This is a genomic window from Acinetobacter geminorum (genome assembly GCF_013009345.1).
GTDB classification, from domain to species: domain Bacteria; phylum Pseudomonadota; class Gammaproteobacteria; order Pseudomonadales; family Moraxellaceae; genus Acinetobacter; species Acinetobacter geminorum.
The window spans coordinates 1-19,862 of the sequence record NZ_JABELE010000007.1 but is presented as its reverse complement, the minus strand read 5'-3'; the positions used below and the strand labels follow the sequence as shown (position 1 = coordinate 19,862).

General features: G+C 37.6%; 15 protein-coding genes. 7 read left to right on the top strand and 8 right to left on the bottom strand.

Translation table 11 applies throughout. The features are described from left to right. Nucleotide 1 precedes the first annotated feature (1 nt). From HJG58_RS07895 to HJG58_RS07880, 4 genes are read right to left on the bottom strand one after another with little or no spacing between them, the layout of a single operon-like run. Nucleotides 2-940 carry an ABC transporter permease gene (locus HJG58_RS07895; RefSeq protein WP_000881922.1) on the bottom strand — a complete coding sequence of 313 codons (939 nt, stop codon included), beginning with the start codon at nucleotides 938-940 and terminating at the stop codon, nucleotides 2-4. 12 nt (nucleotides 941-952) lie between these two features. Then, entirely contained in the window at nucleotides 953-2,986 is a 2,034-nt protein-coding gene (locus HJG58_RS07890; RefSeq protein WP_170248496.1) for a M3 family metallopeptidase, read from the bottom strand. Then, nucleotides 2,987-4,810 carry an ABC transporter substrate-binding protein gene (locus tag HJG58_RS07885; RefSeq protein ID WP_170248495.1) on the bottom strand — a complete coding sequence of 608 codons (1,824 nt, stop codon included), beginning with the start codon at nucleotides 4,808-4,810 and terminating at the stop codon, nucleotides 2,987-2,989. A 15-nt stretch (nucleotides 4,811-4,825) separates the two neighbouring features. Further along, nucleotides 4,826-6,616: an ABC transporter substrate-binding protein gene (locus HJG58_RS07880; protein WP_170248494.1), complete on the bottom strand. Its 1,791-nt coding sequence runs from the start codon at nucleotides 6,614-6,616 to the stop codon at nucleotides 4,826-4,828. A gap of 139 nt (nucleotides 6,617-6,755) precedes the next feature. Here HJG58_RS07880 and HJG58_RS07875 point away from each other — a divergent pair, with 139 nt between their 5' ends. From HJG58_RS07875 to HJG58_RS07850, 6 genes are all read left to right on the top strand, one after another. Next, nucleotides 6,756-6,869 (top strand): hypothetical protein, encoded by a 114-nt coding sequence (locus HJG58_RS07875; protein WP_170248605.1) that lies wholly within the window; start codon nucleotides 6,756-6,758, stop codon nucleotides 6,867-6,869. Nucleotides 6,870-7,389: 520 nt separating this feature from the next. After that, nucleotides 7,390-10,077, top strand: coding sequence for a TonB-dependent receptor (locus tag HJG58_RS07870; protein ID WP_216076540.1), 2,688 nt, complete (start codon nucleotides 7,390-7,392; stop codon nucleotides 10,075-10,077). A 109-nt stretch (nucleotides 10,078-10,186) separates the two neighbouring features. After that, a complete protein-coding gene (locus HJG58_RS07865; RefSeq protein ID WP_170248492.1) occupies nucleotides 10,187-10,897 on the top strand; it encodes an energy transducer TonB in 711 nt (236 codons plus the stop codon). A 40-nt stretch (nucleotides 10,898-10,937) separates the two neighbouring features. Further along, entirely contained in the window at nucleotides 10,938-11,816 is an 879-nt protein-coding gene (locus HJG58_RS07860; RefSeq protein WP_081309901.1) for a MotA/TolQ/ExbB proton channel family protein, read from the top strand. A gap of 15 nt (nucleotides 11,817-11,831) precedes the next feature. Then, the gene (locus HJG58_RS07855; protein ID WP_002118000.1) at nucleotides 11,832-12,254 is read left to right on the top strand and encodes an ExbD/TolR family protein; all 423 of its coding nucleotides are present in this window, start codon (nucleotides 11,832-11,834) and stop codon (nucleotides 12,252-12,254) included. 19 nt (nucleotides 12,255-12,273) lie between these two features. Beyond that, a complete protein-coding gene (locus HJG58_RS07850) occupies nucleotides 12,274-12,687 on the top strand; it encodes an ExbD/TolR family protein (RefSeq protein WP_032057008.1) in 414 nt (137 codons plus the stop codon). Nucleotides 12,688-12,755: 68 nt separating this feature from the next. Here HJG58_RS07850 and HJG58_RS07845 read toward each other — a convergent pair whose 3' ends face one another. From HJG58_RS07845 to HJG58_RS07830, 4 genes are all read right to left on the bottom strand, one after another. Further along, a complete protein-coding gene (locus tag HJG58_RS07845; RefSeq protein ID WP_170248491.1) occupies nucleotides 12,756-13,205 on the bottom strand; it encodes a GNAT family N-acetyltransferase in 450 nt (149 codons plus the stop codon). A 98-nt stretch (nucleotides 13,206-13,303) separates the two neighbouring features. Further along, the gene (locus HJG58_RS07840) at nucleotides 13,304-15,469 is read right to left on the bottom strand and encodes a malate synthase G (protein ID WP_170248490.1); all 2,166 of its coding nucleotides are present in this window, start codon (nucleotides 15,467-15,469) and stop codon (nucleotides 13,304-13,306) included. Between the two features lie 368 nt (nucleotides 15,470-15,837). Then, a complete protein-coding gene (gene zapE, locus HJG58_RS07835) occupies nucleotides 15,838-16,980 on the bottom strand; it encodes a cell division protein ZapE (RefSeq protein ID WP_002117902.1) in 1,143 nt (380 codons plus the stop codon). A 77-nt stretch (nucleotides 16,981-17,057) separates the two neighbouring features. Then, nucleotides 17,058-18,080 (bottom strand): AraC family transcriptional regulator, encoded by a 1,023-nt coding sequence (locus HJG58_RS07830; protein ID WP_216076539.1) that lies wholly within the window; start codon nucleotides 18,078-18,080, stop codon nucleotides 17,058-17,060. Nucleotides 18,081-18,201: 121 nt separating this feature from the next. Here HJG58_RS07830 and HJG58_RS07825 point away from each other — a divergent pair, with 121 nt between their 5' ends. Further along, entirely contained in the window at nucleotides 18,202-19,749 is a 1,548-nt protein-coding gene (locus tag HJG58_RS07825; RefSeq protein WP_170248489.1) for a flavin-containing monooxygenase, read from the top strand. The last annotated feature ends 113 nt before the right edge of the window (nucleotides 19,750-19,862 follow it).

The window sequence follows — 19,862 nt, the reverse complement described above, 5'->3', positions numbered from 1 at the left end:
CCTACTTCAACTGTACACGTGGATCAACCACTTTGTAGACCAAATCGGCAATCAGATTAAAAATCATAGTTGCTGCGGCGATGTAAACTGTAATTGCCTTAATAACAGGAAAATCACTTCGCTCAACTGCAATAATCACCTCTCGACCAATCCCGGGAATACCAAAAAAACGTTCAATTAAAAATGCGCCTATGAGCAATGCAGGTAAAGTTGACATCACGTCGGTAATAATAGGAATTGAAGCATTACGCAGTACATGTACACCTAAAATTCGGCTTTCACCTACACCTTTAGCACGTGCTGTTCGAACATAGTCCTGATTAATTTCATCAAGCACAAAACTACGATATAAACGTAAAGTCGGGGCAATACTCACCACCAGCATGATTAGAATTGGTAGTAAAGCAAACTTAAATAAATTATCAGTAAACGTGTCGCTCCAGCCTTGCACAGGAAACCAACTTAGCTGATACGCAAGAACATATTGAAAAACGATAATGTAAACTAAGATGCTGATCGACATGCCGATAGTGCATAGCATCATGACCATGCGGTCAGTTAGAGATCCACGCACCGCAGCAACAGCCAATGCCAAAATAATTGAAATAACCGTCTGTAAAATAGTCAGTGGAATTAGAAGCGTGAGTGAGGGTCCTAATCGGGTTAAAATAATTTGAGAAACAGGTTCGCCAGTACTCCAACTCGCACCATAATCAAAAGTCAGTATTTGTTTAATGAAAATCCAGAGCTGAACGTAATAAGGCTGATCGACACCTAACTGCTTACGAATGTTTTCGATCTGCTCAGGATTAGACATCTTGCCCGCTAAAATATAAGCAGGATCTCCACCTACCCAGTTAAAAAGAATAAAAATAAGTAAGACTACCCCCAACATAGTTGGAATCATCTGCCATAAACGCCGAATAACATATGCCAGCATAGTGATAATTCCTTATTTAACCCGTTGTCCGGTAATTTCGTTAAAGAATGCTTTATTGTCAGGATCACGACCGAGGAAATCTTTAACTAATTCAGCTGCTGGTTTTTGGCTACCTTGCGATAAGATCGTTTGACGGTAACGTTGCCCTACTTGTGGGTTATTAAGGTTGTCCCCATAAGCAGAAAGCATGTCTAAAGCTAAAACCTCAGACCACATATAGCCGTAATAACCGGCTTGATATCCCCCCATCAAATGCCCAAACTGTCCCGGAAATTCGGTTGTTGGTACATAACCTAAAGCTGTAGCAGCTTCCATTTTTTGCCAATTTTCTAAAGGTTTTACTTTTAATGCATCGGCAGTATGCAATGACATGTCGTACTGTGCATAAAGGGTCTGACGCGCATAACGCAAGCCACGACCATAGTTATGTACAGCTTTTAAACGGGCAATTAACTCATCGTCAACACGTGGGCAGGCTGGATCGCAATAATCGGCCACTTTAGATAAGGTTTCTTTACGGCGAGCCCACTCCTCATACATTTGAGAGGGTGCCTCTACGAAATCACGCTCTACAGAGGTTCCAGACTGACTCGCATAACGTGTATTTGACAAAATGCCGTGTAAAGCATGACCAAACTCATGGACAAAAGTTTCAAGCTCGTCACTGTTTAGCCCTTTTCGATTAAAGTTTGTGACTAGGGCTGAAACTGGTAAGCGGTTTGTTAATGTACTACCACCGTACACTCCCCAAACGGCAGCATGGCCATACTTCCCTTCACGAGGGAATTTATCCATATATAAGCCACCAAGGAGTTTTCCTGTTTTCTTATCAACTACATCGTAATATTCAACTTCATCCTGCCATGCTTTAACTTTGGCAGGTTTAAAATCAATACCATAAAGGTCAGATGAAATGGCAAACAACCATTTTTGAGCAGCTAAAGTTGGAAAATAATCACGAAGCTTTTCCTGATCAATTTGATATTTGCTCTTACGAAGTTTTTCACTCCAATAAGCTTCACTCCAACGTGTTATCTCAGTTTTTTCTAACGGCGTTTTTAATGTTTGTGCTTTAAATGCTCGGAGTTCTTCTACTTCTTTACGCTCTAGTGGTGCTACTGTTTTTTGTACTTCTGCCAAAAACTGATTTACAGCTTCGGGCGTTTTTGCCATGCGGTCTTTTAAAACCCAATCTGCATAACTTGCTTTTCCAAATAACTGTGCAAGCTCATAGCGCAAATCAATTGCCTGTTTAAGTAGTTTTAAATTTTGTTCAGTACCCCGTCGAGTAAAGGCAATTTGATATCTTTTTCGAGCATCATCATTATCTGCCAACTCCATAAAAGGACGATACTCTGGATACTCAAAACCTAATAAATAATTGCCTTTAGCATTTTTCTTTAATGCTGAAATATAACTTTGAGGTAAGCCTTTCATCTCTTCAGGAGTAAACTCAAGTTTCTCCGGATTATCACGGACGTTACGAGCATATTCTTGTTCGATTTTAGTCAGCTCATCCAGAATAGCCTTCATTCTTGCACGCTTTACTGGCTCAAGTTGAACCCCTGTGTCTTCAAACTGATCTAAGATATCTTGACGGTATTTTTGGTCAATTGGGTCTGTTGCTTGTGTATTTTTAATTAAATTATATAGCTTCGGGTTCTGAAATATATCAGTGTGAAACTGATTAATTTTGATTTCACAGTCTTCTGCTGCTTTACGTAACTTTGCATCTGGGTCTACGTTACTATATAGACTTATAGGACCTGAGAAATCTTCAAAATGCGCAAAAATTTTATCCCACTTTGCCAATATAAATGCCGCTGCTGCATTATCTTTCACAGGTGTTTTTTCTAAATTTGAAATCTCTTTCTCAATATTTTTTAAATTCGCATCACACCATGCTGGAAGTTGCTGTGCTTTAAGTAATGGCAAAGTAGGACGTGTTGTCTCTGCCGTTGCAAATTGACTTATACCCATGGTCAACACACATAAGGTTGTCATTTTCAGTGCGTTATTTTTCATCGTATCTCCAATTTTTTTCATTTAATGATTAGATTTAGTATTTGTATCAATATCGAAATACATCCACTCTGCATGTAAAATTGGATGCTTCTTATATCCAATGATTTTTGGTTGAGCCAGCATATTCCGGTAGCGTGCATAAGCGATTTGTACAGGCATATAAACTTCTAACAACCGTGTCATTTTTCGATAAAGTGCATCTCTCTCAGGACCTGCTTGCATTTGTTGCGTTTGGCGATACAACTGATCAAACTCTGGAATAGAACCACAAGACCAGTTCGTCATATGTGTATTAGGTCCATAAAAATTCTGCATAAAATTATCCCCATCTGGATAATCGGCTATCCATGCAGAAGACCCGAACATACCGTCGCATTGTTTTTGCGCACGAATAAGATCTGCAAAGAGCATGGGTTTAAAGACCATACGGATATTCAAGCTATCAAAATTTTTCTTCCAGAGCTCAGCGCTTTGCTGCCCAATACTGTCACTACGCGCCATATATTCAATGACCAGAGGTTTTCCGTCTGGTTGCGTACGCCAACCTGAGGCATCTTTTTTATAGTGATATCTATCTAATAGTAAATTTGCTGCTTTCACCGAATATGGGGTACTGGTTCTGTATTGAGGGTCATTACCCACTACACCTGGTGGAATTGGAAAATGTAGACGCTGTGCATCATCATTTCTTACTAGTTTAATTTCTTGATCTATCGAACGAGACATCGCAATCGCACGGCGTAAAGCAATTTTTTCTTTACTCATTCCCCCAACAACTGGATTTTTAAGATTCCAATAAATATAGCTAATTTCGGGGTCAACAATGCGAGACAACTGCACACCATCTTTAGCAAGTTCAGGTCTTAGTTTGCCGTCTTTAATCGCTTTTGCGACCAATTGACCTTCAAGCTGAAATATATCAACCTCACCACGCTGAAATGCTAGCCACCGCGATTGGTTTTCTTCCATCACCTGAATATCAATTGTGCCGATTTGAGGCATTTTTTTACCTTTAAGGCGTTTTACTATTGCCTGATCTTCAGGGCTGCTGGCAGTAAAGTTCCAAGTAAAGCCGCGATAATCAGGATTCGCTTTTAAAACAATACGAGATGCTGGTACCCACTTGCTCAGCACATAAGGACCCGTACCTACAGGATGGCCCATTACATAACCAGCTTTGTCTTTATACTTTTCGATGACTTCACGTGCCACTGCACCTGTCGGGTCATGGGCCAGTAATAAAGGAAAGTTATAGTCTGGTTTAACTAAACGAATCACCAAAGTGTATTTATCAGGTGTTTGTAAACCACTAACCTTTTGATCATAGTTAAATTTTCCGGACTTATTGGCTGCTTTCACTAAAGCATCCATACCTTCAATTTTGTTTTCTAATAACCAGCTATTTGGAGAGCGCAGATTCGGGTCCAATAAACGCTTAAAAGAGTACGCATAATCATTGGCTGTTAATTCTCTAGGTTTGCCTTTAAAAACAGGGTCTGGTGTAAAATAAATTCCCTTCTTAATACGAATGGTATAGGTCAAACCATCGGCACTGACTTCTGGCATAGCGGTTGCTATTTGCGGAATAAGTTTTGCCGGCCTTGCTAAATAATCATAGGTATATAGAGTTTCAAATATCGATGTGGTTACATGCGCAGAATATAAATCATGGATATAAGCCGGGTCGAAACCTGTTTCAGCTGTTGGAAATACATAACGTAAAACTTTATTCGGATCGGCTGGGCTTTTCGCAAAAATACTTGTAGATCCCGTTAAGGCCATACTAGCGAATAGCAAGCTGATACTACAGTGCTTGAGCTTTTGTATTAAATTTTCAGTCATCATGATCTTTATCTAAAATTATTTTTTAATAGGAGTAATATCAAGATATTGCCAGTTTGTATTCATCATAGGATGGGGTTTAAAACCCTGAACTTGTGGCCGTACTAACCAGTTACGAATACGGGTTAGATGAACGATCCATGGATTATCAGCTTCAATCTGGCGATTAAGTTTTTCATAATATGGCAGGCGTTGTTGCGGTGGTAAATGAATGGCCTGAGTATAAAGGGCATCATACGTTTTGGATTGATAACAAGCATGGTTCCCCTGCCCAGCATTTGGTCCATAAAGCAACTGTGCAAAATTATCTCCTTCAGGATAGTCAGCAATCCATGCCCCACTCCAAATCATATATTTACATTGAGTTGCGGCTTTTAAGTTATCTGCAAAATTACTTACCTTAAAGTCAACTCGAATGCCAATTGCATCCAGATTCTTTTTCCAGAGTTCAGAGTGAATAACTGAGGCCGAGCTATTTTCTGTATTGATTTTTAAAATCAAAGGTTTCCCGTTTGGCTGGGTTCTATAACCATCAGCACCTTTTTTATAACCATAATAATCAAGTAATTTATTTGCTAGCAGCGGGTTATATCCTACGCTACTTTTATATTTCGGATTATAGCCATTCACACCTTCAGGTATAAACATTTCAGCCCGAACAGCTTGCCCTTTATAAGCCTGTTTTATACTTTCTTTTTGGTTGTACGACAAAGTAATTGCTCTACGAAGAGCTATCTTTTCTGGGCTAAAACCACCAATGACCGGATCACGCATGTTCATCATCGTATAGGTAATTTCAGGTTCCTTATATGGGAAGTGTTTAATTCCTCTCTTCTTAAAAGAAGCTTTAAGCTGATTTCCATCTAAAGCTTGAGGAACAGCATCTGCGGTAAGTCTGTCAAAGTCTAGTTGACCCGACTGAAACGCTAACCATCTTGACTGTTGTTCTTCAATAATACTGACCACCACCTTTCCAATTTGTGGCATTTTCTTTCCAGACATTTCCTTAACAAGCTCGTTATCCCACGGTGTTCCTGTCGACTTAAAGTTCCAGACGAAACCACGATAATCAGGATTGGCAACCAACTCGACCTTACTTCTTGGTACATATTTACTTAACATGTATGGGCCTGTGCCTACGGGATGCATACCAATACGGTCACCGTAATAATCAACAACCTCTTTAGCAACTCCGCCAAAAGTAATATAGGCAAGAATATAAGGAAAATTATAGTCTTGGCGAGTTAAGGTAAATTGTAGCGTATATCGATCAAGCGCTTTAACTCCTGCAATTGGAGCAGCATAATCAAATTTTCCAGTTTTCTTTGCTTGGGCTACAACCGCATCAGCACCTAGTAACTTACCATCAATGAATGAAACAGACGGCGCTCTATTTTTAGGATCTAGAATACGTTTAATTGTATAAACATAGTCTTCAGCCACTAACTCACGGCGTTTACCTTTAAAAGCGGGATCATTGGTAAAATAGATCCCTGGCTTAATTCTAAAAGTATAAACTTTACCGTCTTGTTCCACTTTAGGCAGGCTCTCTACTGTATAGGGAGCTAACTGTAATGGACGTGCTAGATAGTCATATTTAAGTAAAGGCTCAAAAATTGCTTCAGCAATATTAGCACTATAGAAATTGGTGGTTTTAACCATATCAAAGCCATCATCTGGGGCTTCATAGGCAACATGCAAAATTTTGTTTAGTTGCGCTGGCGTAATTGCGTAAGCACAAGGAACTGATGTAATAGCCAGACTTAAAATGGCGAGCTTAAAAAATTTTAATTTCAAGTTCATACCCACGTAATTAGTTTTTTAAAAGATATTATCCTTTTGAGTAACATCTAAATCTGCATAAGAAAAGTTCTTTTTCAACAGATAAGCCTATTTGGGCTTAATTCTTTACTTTTCTATGAGCCTTTTTATTTGAACAAATGGAAAAATAAAGTCAGAAACCCAATCTTTTGTAACTACTGCAAATAAAGCGAATTTCATGCCATTTATTAATATTCATCACAAAATAATTAATAATATTAGAAATTCATATTTTTATTAGGTACTTAAAATGGTTTGAACTATATAAATAAAAGTAACTTTTTGCCAAAAATTATCTTTGCATATGTTAATCATCTAATACCTTAAATGCACAAATAAAATACATTAAAAATTAATTATGTTCCACATTAGATCAAGCTAACCCCATACATAACCACCATTCAATATATTGATTTATAATAAAAATATAACTCAAAGACATAGCAATAAATATTATAACATTACATCTTAAAAGGCTCTAAAACGATACATTTTTATTTAATAAGCATGTGAAGAGTCTAGTAATGTATATTTTTTACACAAATAAATTTGAAACTTTTAGCCAACATTAAAAAATTTTCCAAACGGAAAATTTATTTTTGTTTAATAAAAGATGAATCGACTTACCAAACCATAATAAAATCAATATATATCAATATCTTGCATAAACTAAAAAAAGAAAAATATATAGTTGGCACTTGCTTTGCTTAAAAACTTTCCAGCAATATCGCTAACGACAACAAAAAGGGATCAAATCCACGATGAAAAAAAAATACAATGTTCGATCTCAGGCAACCCCCAAGATCAGCAAAACAATTCTTAAATTAAGCACCCTTAGTTTAAGTATGATGTGTCTTACCCTGGCACAGGCAGCAGAAACTGAACAATCAAATACTGATGAAAAACCAACAAAAGTCGTAAAAGTTGCCGTTACAGGTTCTTCAATCAAAGGAGTTGCAGCACAAAGTGCTTCCCCCATTACCATCGTAAAAGTTGATGAAATCTTAAAACAAGGGGTAACAACAACAGAGGAAGCATTAGCAAAGATCAGTGCAAACCAATCGAACTTTGTGACTGCAAGTAATGTAGGCGCAAGTAAGACGGTGGGTTCAGCAGCGAACCTTAGAGCCTTAGGTGCCAATAAGACACTTGTTTTACTTAATGGCCGTCGATTGGCTGCAAACGCCTATGACAGTGGCGTTACCAACTTAAATATTATTCCACTCGCAATGTTAGACCGTATTGAGGTTTTACGAGATGGTGCCTCTTCCATTTATGGTACTGATGCAATTGGCGGGGTAATTAACTTCATTACCAAAAAACAGTTTACAGGACTTAATCTGACTGCTGGCTATCAAAAACCAGAACAAAAAGGCGGTGAGCAACAAGACTACAGTATCTTTGGCGGCTTCGGTGATTTAGATGAAAATGGCTACAATGTTTTTGGTGTTGTGGACTATCGCAAAGGCGGTGATGTCATGGCCAAAGACCGTAAAGTTAGTCGACGTGGAGGCATATTACCTGAATTAGGAATCCATAAAACTAGTAGTGGTTCATTCCCTGCCAATGTACCTGGATTAGGTAATCCCTATGCATCTACAGGTTGTGGTAATAACCCTCTAGTAGAGACTGATGGTCAAATTTGTAAATATAACAGCCAAGCAGTAATTGGTATTGTTCCAGAGACAGAAGACATCTCAGCTATGGGCCGAGCTACATTTAAACTGAACGATAACTTTAATGCGATTGCAGAATATTTATATGCAAGAAATGAAGTTACAACGTCAGTCGCACCAGATGTATTTTTTGATTTGACGCTTGATCCTAGTAGTAAATATTATCCAGGTAAAGGAATCACTCCAGCTTTAGCAGGCGCTACTGGAACTATCCCTCTATATCTACGTTCACAATCGGGTAATCGTGTAAGTAATAGTATTAATCAATCACATAGATTATTTGCGGGTATTGAGGGTGAAACTCATGGTTGGGATATTAACTCCGGGGTTACCTATGCTCATAGTAGTGCATCGGATGCTATCGTAAGTGGCTATTTAAATTTTGATAAAACACAAGAAGCTTTAAACAATGGTATTTTAAACCCATTCGGACCACAAAACCCTGAAGATGCTAATGTATGGAATGAGTTAGGAGTTGAAGGTAAATACTTAAAAGCTAACCTAGATACAACTACTGTCGATTTCACTGCAAGTAGACCTATATTTAAATTACCAGCAGGAGAAGTGGCTTTTGCAGTTGGAGCAAGCTATCGTTATGAAGATTGGACCTCAAAAGTCGTTACTGATGTTGCCCGAGTTGCACCTAGTACAGGCGTAGATCCTGATGAACCAGTAAATACTGGCGATCGTAATATTAAATCGGTATTTACCGAATTTCATATCCCCCTTCATAAAACTTTAGAAGCTCAAATCGCTGCTCGTTATGATGACTACAACGATTTTGGCGATACGTTTAATCCAAAATTTGCACTTCGTTGGGAACCTATTAAACAGTTAATGTTCCGTACGACTTATAGCACGGGCTTCAGAGCTCCCACACTTTGGGAAGTGAATGGACCAAACTCAGTAACCAATACAGGTGGATACTATTATGATCCCGTACTCTGCCCAGGTAATGTATTAAAACCAGGTGGTGTAAGAGAACGTGATTGTAATATGCAATTTGATAGACAAAATGGGGGAAATAAAAGTCTTGATCCGGAAGAGTCAAAGTCTTTTACTGCTGGCTTAGTATTTGAACCAATTAAAAATTTAGCCTTGACTCTCGACTATTTCAATATTGAAGTAGACAAGCAAATTGCTACGCTTTCAGAAACTGCTATTTTTGATGACCCTGTGAAATATGCAGACAAATTTGTACGTAATCCTGATGGTTCATTAGATTATATTATTACAACACAACAAAATTTAGGTGGAATTAAAACATCTGGTTTCGATGTGGGCTTAAGTTGGGTTTCTCCAATGACTGCTACAGGTCGTTTTGGTTTCAATATCGATGGAACATATATTACGGATTACAAATATCAAGCCGAGCAAAATGGTGAATGGAAAAGTGTTGCAGGCACTTATAGCGGTCTAGACTACCAAGCTATTATTCTTCGCTGGAAACATACTGCAAACCTAAATTGGAATTATGAGAATTGGGCTTTAAACCTACAACAAAATTTTTCACGCGGTTATGAGGATCAAAATTCAAGTTCTTCAGTTAAGGCAGACTATCGAAATCACAAAGTGAGCGACTATACAACCTATAATATTTCAGGCACCTACAAAGGTTTCAAAAATCTAGAAGTTACAGCAGGCATTAAGAATATCTTTGATGAAGACCCTCCTGCGTCAAATGTTGGTGACAACTTCCAAATGGGATATGACCCACGTTATGCCGATCCTTTAGGACGTACTTACTTTGTACGAGGTACATATAAGTTCTAAATGGTTGTTCTGCAAATATAACTCTCAACGGTTAGTTTGCAGAACAAATACTCACTCTTAGCCAAACAGTCATTTTAAAAATTGTTTGTCTACAGTTTCAGGAGTAACTATGGGCATGACTTTTACAGACATAGAAAATAAATCTGCCAAACGCTTAATTGGTATTGCTGCAGTCATTTTTCTGCATCTTCTTGTTGCCTATATTCTGATGTCAGGTTTAGCAAACAATATTCAAAAACCAGCAGAAAAACCTGTGGAATTACAAATTATTCAGGATATTAAGCCACCTCCTCCACCAAAGCCGGAAGAGACAAAACCTAAGGAAAAACCACCTGAGCCACCAAAAATGGTAGAAAAAGTTGCCAAGGTTCCTGAGCCAGTGAAACAGGTCGAAAAAGTGATACCTGTACAAAAAACAACTCCAGTAACTCAACCAACTAAAGTGGCTACCCCAGCTCCCGCGGCACCTAGTACCCCATCTCCAAGCCCTGTTGCTGCACCTGCTCCAGTGGCTGCTGCGCCGGCACCAAAACCAGCTGGTGTGAGTCGTGGTGTTTCAGAGGGTTCAGCTGGCTGTGAAAAACCAGAATATCCACGCGAAGCACTTATGAATGAAGAACAAGGTACGGTGCGCATACGTGTTTTAGTTGATACATCCGGCAAAGTTATTGATGCCAAAGTAAAAAAATCGAGTGGTAGCAAAATTTTAGATAAGACGGCCACTAAAGCTTACAGCTTATGTACGTTTAAACCAGCAATGAAAGATGGCGTACCTCAGCAAGACTGGTATGAAATTGAATATCCATTTGTAATTGAATAAACAATTGAATTAGCAAGAAATTAAAAAATATTGGAGATATATGATGAAAAAATCAACTCAACCCTTAGTTCGTTTCGCTTCTGCAAGTTTAATAGCAGCATGCTCTTTACTTCCATTAAGCTCGGTTTTTGCAGAAGAAACTAATACTCCAGTTGCAACAGCAACCGCTGAGACAACTTCAAATGCTGCAACTCCTACTCCACCACCAAAGCCAGCAACGAGTGAAACTGTTAAAAACCCATATGGCCTAGAAGCGCTTTGGCGTGAAGGTGATTTAGTTGCTAAGTCTACTTTATTTATATTAGTACTCATGTCGATTGGAACTTGGTACATCATCATCTCTAAACTATTGCAGCAAGGTAAAGTCAAACGCCAAGGCAAAGAAGCTGAAAAACATTTCTGGGAAGCGACTTCCCTTGATAATGCTGCAGAAGGTTTAGAACAAAGTAGCGCTTATCGCTTTATTGCAGAAAAAGGCATTAATTCAACTAAATCACATGGCGGTTCTTTACTTGAACGAATCGATTTTAATACATGGGTGAGCATTTCAATTCAACGCGCAATTGAGAAAATACAAAATCATTTAGGTGGTGGTTTAGCCTTTTTAGCAACAGTAGGTTCTACCGCACCATTTGTTGGTCTTTTTGGTACGGTCTGGGGAATTTATCATGCATTAACAGCCATCGGTATCTCAGGTCAAGCATCTATCGATAAAGTTGCAGGGCCCGTTGGTGAAGCTCTTATTATGACAGCGATTGGTCTTGCAGTCGCAGTACCTGCTGTACTTGGTTACAACTGGCTTACTCGCCGCAATAAAGCAGTTATGGAAAATGTCCGTTCATTTGGTTCAGATTTACACGCGGTTTTATTAAGCGGTGAAATTAATACCAATAATTCAGTTAATCGCAGTATTAAATAATCAGGAGCAAACATTATGGGTATGAGTGTTGGTTCTGAAGATGATGACGAAATGATTGGCACAATTAACACGACACCTTTAGTTGATGTCATGTTGGTTTTACTTATTATTTTTCTTATTACTATTCCGGTAGTCACACATACGGTTCCAGTGAAACTACCAGAAGAAAAAAATACTCCATATGCAACCACGCCTGAAAATATTCAACTGTCAGTAAATAAGAAAGGCGATATTTTCTGGAACGAAAGTTATGTGCCTAGTAAAGAAATATTGCTGGCAAAACTTCAAGCAGTTGCACAAAAACGACCTCAGCCAGAAGTTCATATCCGGGGTGATCAGCTTACCCATTTTGAAGCGATAGATCAGGTCATTAGTACGACCAAAGAAGCTGGTATTGGCAAAATTGCTTTTGTTACTACCCCTCCAGCTTCCCCGTAATTAACTTAAGGAGAATTTTATGGGTATGAATGTCGGTTCAAATAATGATGATGATGTGATGTTGGAAGTCAACATGACACCCCTTATTGATGTCATGCTGGTACTCATTATTATGTTTATTATTACCATACCTACACCAAACAACGCGATTAATATTAATTTGCCAAATGGCACACCGCCACCAACAAATGAAAAGCCACCTGAAGTGATTGATGTAAGAATTGATGCAGTAGGCAAAGTATTTTGGAATAACCAAGAGGTTTCTGACCGAAAGGCACTAGAGACTTTATTTCAAGGTGTTGTTGCTAAAAAAGATCAAGACCAGATCAAACTCAAACCAGACCAGATGGCTGAATATAAGAATGTAGCGATGGTCATGGCTACAGCACAACGTTTAGGTGTCACTAAAATTGGAATTGTGAGCAGTAACTAATATTGCTTTTCAATATATTTAATTCTATTAACTCCTGCGCTAACTTGAATCTTCAGTTAGCGTTTTTTTTAATTATAAATATTCAACTCTAAAATAATATCTCCACACTCATCATATTCTCCAGTTTCTTGAAAACCCTTTCTTTTATAAAGTTTTCCAGCCACATAGTTGGATGATTTATACATTGTTCGAATACGCTTAGCTCCTTTTGCAGCCATTTCATCAATTGCCATTTGCAACGCTAAGGTACCATAACCTTTAGCTTGATGATCTTTGCCAATCATAAATCGAAACAACCAAAATAATGTCTCATCAGGGGGATCAATTTCCACACAATACATTAAGAACCCAACCACCTCATCATTAAAACAGATCACTCTTGGGCAATAGTGTTCCTCGACTTTAGACTCAGCAATAGAATATACATTTGATGCGACATAGTCCTTTTGAGAATCATCTAATGATAATTTTGCGCATAGAAGCCAATTCTCACGATCGAGATCTTTTAGACTAATCAAATTCAAAACCTTTTAGCTATAAATTCCATTTCTATAAGCACAAAATATACCGAAAATAAAAAAGCCTCCGAAGAGGCTTTTTTCAAAACAGGATGAAATTAATCACCTGTATAACCCTTTAACTTCAAACGAGCAGCATGAAGTAAAGGCTCAGTATAACCAGAAGGCTGTTCACAACCTTTGAAGATAAGATCAGAAGCTGCTTGGAAAGCAATATTTGTTTCAAAGTTAGCTGCCATTGGTTTATACAATGGATCATTCGCATTTTGCTCATCAACAATTTTTGCCATGCGTTTAAGCACTTCTTCAACTTGTTCACGAGTCACAATACCGTGACGTAACCAGTTCGCAACGTGTTGAGAAGAAATACGTAATGTTGCACGGTCTTCCATTAAGCCCACGTTGTTAATATCAGGGACTTTCGAACAACCTACACCTAAGTCAACCCAACGAACAACATAACCTAAAATACCTTGGCAGTTATTTTCAAGCTCATTATTAATCTCTTCTGCTGACCAGTTTGTTTCTGGTGCAAACGGCGGGGTTAACAAGTCATCTAATGACAACATTTCTTCAGCTTTTAACTGATCTTGACGTGCTTTTACATTCACTTGATGATAATGCATGGCGTGAAGTACCGCACCAGTTGGAGATGGAACCCAAGCACATGAAGCACCAGCATTTGGATGTGCAGCTTTAGTTGCTAACATATCTTTCATGCTATCTGGTTTTGGCCACATGCCTTTACCAATCTGTGCTTTACCTTGTAAACCACATTTCAAACCAATTGCAACGTTACGGTTTTCGTAAGCAGCAATCCATTTTTGTGTTTTAACCGCTTCTTTACGAACAACTGGCGCAGCTTCCATAGAAGTATGGATTTCGTCACCCGTACGGTCCATAAAGCCAGTATTAATAAAGATCGTACGGTCTTTTGCAGCAGCAATACAGTTCTTCAAGTTTACAGACGTACGGCGCTCTTCATCCATAATACCGATTTTTAACGATTTAGTTGGTAATCCAATCGCCTTTTCAGCACGCTCAAATAACTCTACAGCAAATGCAACTTCTTCAGGACCATGCATTTTTGGCTTAACAATATACATAGAACCTTTACGAGAGTTTTTATTTTCGTTTGTACTACGGATATCAGCAATTGATAACAATGGAGTTACCAATGCATCCATAATACCTTCAAAAATTTCTTCGCCGTCTACCAAAATAGCTGGGTTAGTCATTAAGTGACCTACGTTACGAAGTAACATAAGTGAACGACCATGAAGTTTTGTTGTACCACCAATTAAGTTTTTAATTTCGCGATCTTTATTTAGATCACGAACAATCGTTTTACCGTTCTTTTCAATAGATTCTTGAAGTGTACCCTTCATTAAACCCAACCAGTTACGGTAACCTTCAACTTTTTCTTCTGCATCAACAGCAGCAACAGAATCTTCCAAATCTTGAATTGTGGTAACTGCCGCTTCAAATGTTAAATCTTTAACACCCGCTGAATCAGTTTGTCCAATTGGGCTATTTGCATCAATTTCGATAATGACATGAAGACCATTACTTAAAAGTACAACTTCTGAAGGATTTGCTTCTTCACCATTAAAACCAACGAACTGAGCTTCATGGGCTAAACCTGTTTTTGAACCATCTTTCAAAGTTACAACAAGTTTATTTTGCTCAATTGCATATTTTGTTGCATCTGCATGTGAACCTTGAGCAAGCGGGAAAACTTCATTTAAGAAATTCTTAGCGAACTCAATAACTTTTGCACCACGAACAGGATTATATCCTTTACCCTTTTCAGCTCCACCTTCTTCAGAAATTACATCGAAGCCATAAAGTGCATCATATAAAGAACCCCAACGGGCATTTGCTGCATTTAAGCAATAACGTGCATTACGTACAGGTACAACTAACTGTGGTCCTGCCAACAACGCAATTTCTTCGTCTACGTTTTCAGTAGTAATTTGAAAATCTTCAACTTCTGGCAATAAATAACCAATTTCAGTTAAGAACGCTTTATAAGCACCTAATTCAAATTTGTTGTTACGGTGCCATTCATCAATTTTTGCTTGTAATTCATCACGCTTAGCCAATAATGCTTTATTTTTTGGGCTAAGATCGACAACAACTTGCTCAAAGTTCTTCCAGTAAGTTTCACTATCTAAACCAGAACCTGGTAAAGCTTCATTTTCGATAAAATCGTAAAGTTCTTTAGCAATCGCTAACTTGCCTTTTTGAATACGTGCAGTCATTGTCTTTCCTGAAGTTGCTACTTTTTATACCAAGAGAATCCTAGTATACCGATTTAAATTAAGCTGAATACTAATATCACATTCCTAAATAGTAAGCATTTTCCCTTGCAAAACTATTGACAAAGATAAAGTTTTCTATATAGGAAATATTATAATTCTAACTAGGATTCCCAACAATTTATTCAATATTTAAAGATACCGAAACTAGACTTTTTGTTAACAGACAAAAAAATTTCACTATCTTGTTTTTCTAAAGCGTATTTAGTTATATCAAACTTTACAGCGTGAAAAAGCACTATTTAACTAAATTTATCAATTTTTGTTGTAAAAAAAGCGCCCAATTTAGAGCGCTTTTCATATCCACTTTCTTAAGAAGTTTTAGTAGCATCAATATGACGATGTTCAGAGTGTAAATATTCATCAGATTGCATTTCTAGCAAACGTGAGCGCGTACGTTCAATTTCAAATGCTAATTTTTCACCTTGATAGATATCAATAATACTATCTTGAGACGTTAAAAGTAATTTCACTCCACGATCATAGAATTCATCGACTAGATAAATAAAGCGACGAGTACCTTCTGACAAGAAATCTGTCAAATGAGGAACATTACTGACTAGAACCGTATTATAAATATTTGCAATTTCAATGAAATCTGCTGGGCTACGTGGTTTAAAGCAGAGTTCAGAAAACTCACACCACAACACATCTTCTGTATGCCCCAGAGTTTCGACAACACGATTATTAATCACAATCGGCTCTTGAGAATGAGCTTGTGTATGAGTTAATGCACTAAAACGTTCGGCCATCCAGCTTTGTGCTTCATTCGTTAATGGCGATTTGAATAATTGAGCTTGTTTTAGTACACGCAAACGATAATCCACACCTGCATCTACATTTAAAACAGCACAGTTCTTTTTAACCATTTCGATGGTTGGCAAGAAACGATCACGGTGAATACCGTTTTTATATAAGCCATCGGGTGCAATGTTTGATGTTGCAATTAATGTCACACCACGCACAAATAATTTTTGGAATAAATCGCTCAAAATCATTGCATCTGTTACGTTTGAGACAAAGAATTCATCAAAACAAATAACGACAGCATCTTTATAGATTTGGTCAGCTACGATTTCAAGTGGATTACGTTGGCCCGAAAGCTTATTTAGTTCTTTATGAACATGTTGCATGAAATGATGAAAATGCATACGCGTTTTACGGCGAAATGGCACAGACTCGTAAAATTGATCCATAAGCCAAGTTTTACCACGGCCTACTCCGCCCCACATATATACACCTTTAGGTGAAGTTTGGCGACGAAAACGACGGAAAGCTTTTTTTGAAGCTTTATAACGGTTTAAAAGTTCTTTCCATACGCGATCTAATTCTTGCACTGCCTGTGCTTGCGCTTCATCTGCCATAAATTGACCTGAAGCTAAAGCCTCAGCATAGCGTTCTGCTGGGGAAGAAGGTGTGAATGCAGTACTATGAGAAGATTTTAAATTTAACATATCGTTTTATTTCAATTTTAACTGATGAGAGTATAGCGAACATTTTGTTCAACCACATTAGCTTTTAGCATCAAGAGTTACGACGATGACTCTTTTGCATATTGTCGAGGACTCTGTCCAAACCATCGTTTAAATGCATGATTAAATGCCGCTGGTTCAGAATAGCCGAGTAATTCGGCAACAACTTCTATTGAGTATTCCCTATATTCCATAAGCTTCAATGCCTTATTCTTGATAATTTGTTCACGAATTTGCTTATAACTCGTATTTAGCTGTTGCAGTTGATGCCTTAATGTCCTTTCAGGCATTTTCAATGCAAAAGCCGTTTCCGCCATGCTCGGGATAATTCCTTGTTGCAATTCAAGATAATCTTGCACACATTGTATGATATGTGGAGTTTGATGATCTTGTTGATTTAATCTTGTTATTTCTGCAATACATTTTGATTCATAAATACGATGTGTAATGATATCGGCAGAAGGAATTTGAATTTCAAGTACATCCTTACTTAGGCTAAATGCCGCATATTTACCATTAAAATGCACATCTTCGCCATAATATGCAAAATAGCGTGACAAAGTTTCTATATCAGTAGGTTTTTCAAATGGAAGTTCTATACGCATCGTAGGCATTTGTAATCCCATCATCGTATAAATATCTTGAATAAACTTATAAGTTCCAGAGACTTCACATTGTGCCCGTAACTGCCCAATTTCCGTTTTTAAATCAACAGGCAAATAATTTAAAATCGTCCGCTCATCAGTTTCGTATAAAGCTAAGCTACCAAATAAATGCGTAAGCTTTTGATATTTTATACCCTTATTTAAAGCAGTTTGAATATCATTACTTGTGACAAGTAGCATAAGCAATGGGCCGTAACCGGCTAAAGCATAATGCTGTCCAATAAATAAACCCTTTTCAGGCTCTACATTTTTACTAATTATTTGTTGAATGTCCCATTCAAGGCGATCATGAATTGTAGAACTCGGGTCTAAAGCATCAACTTTAATACCTATATCAGCCAAACGTGAGTCGACATCAATGCCAGCATTCCGCATTCCTTGAATTAAATAAATTAAACCAAGTATCGACCGTTTCATTCTTCTATCAATTTCCCTAGACTGAAATGTTTTACTATAAAGAAGCAAGAAAATTAATTGCCGAATCTATCAATTTTCACGTCGTTACAATCATGTTTAAACTGATTAAAAAGCGTTAGTCTTGCGAGCAATCCTCTTTTCAGCTTATGCAGGGTTTCCAATGCTAAACACAAAGCAAGATGCTATTCAAAAAACTAAAATCGCTATTATTGGTGCTGGCTTTGGTGGCCTAGCAATGGCAATCCGTTTACTACAAAATCAACAGCAAGATTTTGTTATTTTAGAAAAATCAAACGATGTCGGCGGAACTTGGCGAGAAAATCGTTATCCAGGTGCAGCATGTGATGTTCAATCTCATATGTATTCATTATCTTTTGCACCAAAAACAGATTGGACAAAACGCTATGCTGAGGGGCCAGAGATCTTTAATTATATTCAAGACATTACACAGAAATATAAAATTAAAGATTACTGCAAGTTTAACCATGACGTAACTCATGTCGAATATGATGAAACACGTCATGTGTGGACTCTAGATTTTAACAACCAACCTTCTATAGAAGCGCAATTTATAGTTTTTGCATCTGGCCCCCTACACATCCCACAAATTCCTCCTATCAAGGGGATAGAGAAATTCAAAGGAAAAGTATTTCATTCCTCACAATGGGCACATGACTATGACTTAAACGGAAAGTCAGTCGCATCTATTGGTACAGGTGGTAGCGCAATTCAATATATTCCTGAAATAGCCAAAGATGTTAAACAGCTCTATGTATTTCAAAGAACAGCCGCATGGGTAATACCACGAGATGAGCGTAAATATTCAAGCTTAAGTAAAGCATTATTCAAATCTTCTAATATTTATCGCCAGCTTCATCGTAGTCGACTTTACTGGAGTAATGAATCTCGCGTTGTACCCATTGTTCAACCTCAAATCATGAAGTATGGCCAAAAATTGGCAGAAGCATTCATACGTTTTCAAGTTAAAGATAAAGATTTAGCAAAAAAACTTACACCTGATTTCGTTATGGGATGTAAACGTATTCTTATCTCAAATAAATACTTTCCTACTTTTAACCGAAAAAATGTTGAGCTAGTCACTGATAGTATTCAAGAGATTAAAGAAAACAGTATTGTTACCAAAGATGGACGAGAACGCCCTATTGATTGTTTAATTTACGGTACAGGTTTTATTACTGACCCACGTATTTATTTAAAACATTTCACATGTATCGGACGTAATCAAATCGAGTTAAAACAAGCATGGAAAGATGGTGCTGAAAGCTATTACGGCATTATGACCAAAAACTTTCCTAACCTATTCCAATTGGTAGGTCCTAATACAGTTCTAGGCCATAATTCGATTATTTTTATGATTGAATCTCAAGTAAATTACATTTTACAGCTTATTCAGTTAGTAGAAGAGTCTGGTCAAAAAGCAATTGAGATCAAACCAGATGTTCAAGATGCTTTTAACGAACGTGTTCAAAAGCAGCTTCAAGGAACTGTATGGCAAGCTGGTGGGTGTAGTAGCTGGTATCAATCTACCGATGGTAGAAACTTTTCACTATGGCCAACTTACACATGGAAGTATTGGTTAGAAACTCGTAAAGTTAAGCCCAATGACTACTTACTTTTAAATAAAAGCTCACAGAGCTATGCAGCTTAAAATGTTCAAGACATAATAGGTAGGTTAATAACAATCTAGAGCCTGTAAATTATTTTGTGTAAGTTCCATTTTTTATAAATGATCTTTTAATCGATCATCGAACTGAATCGTAA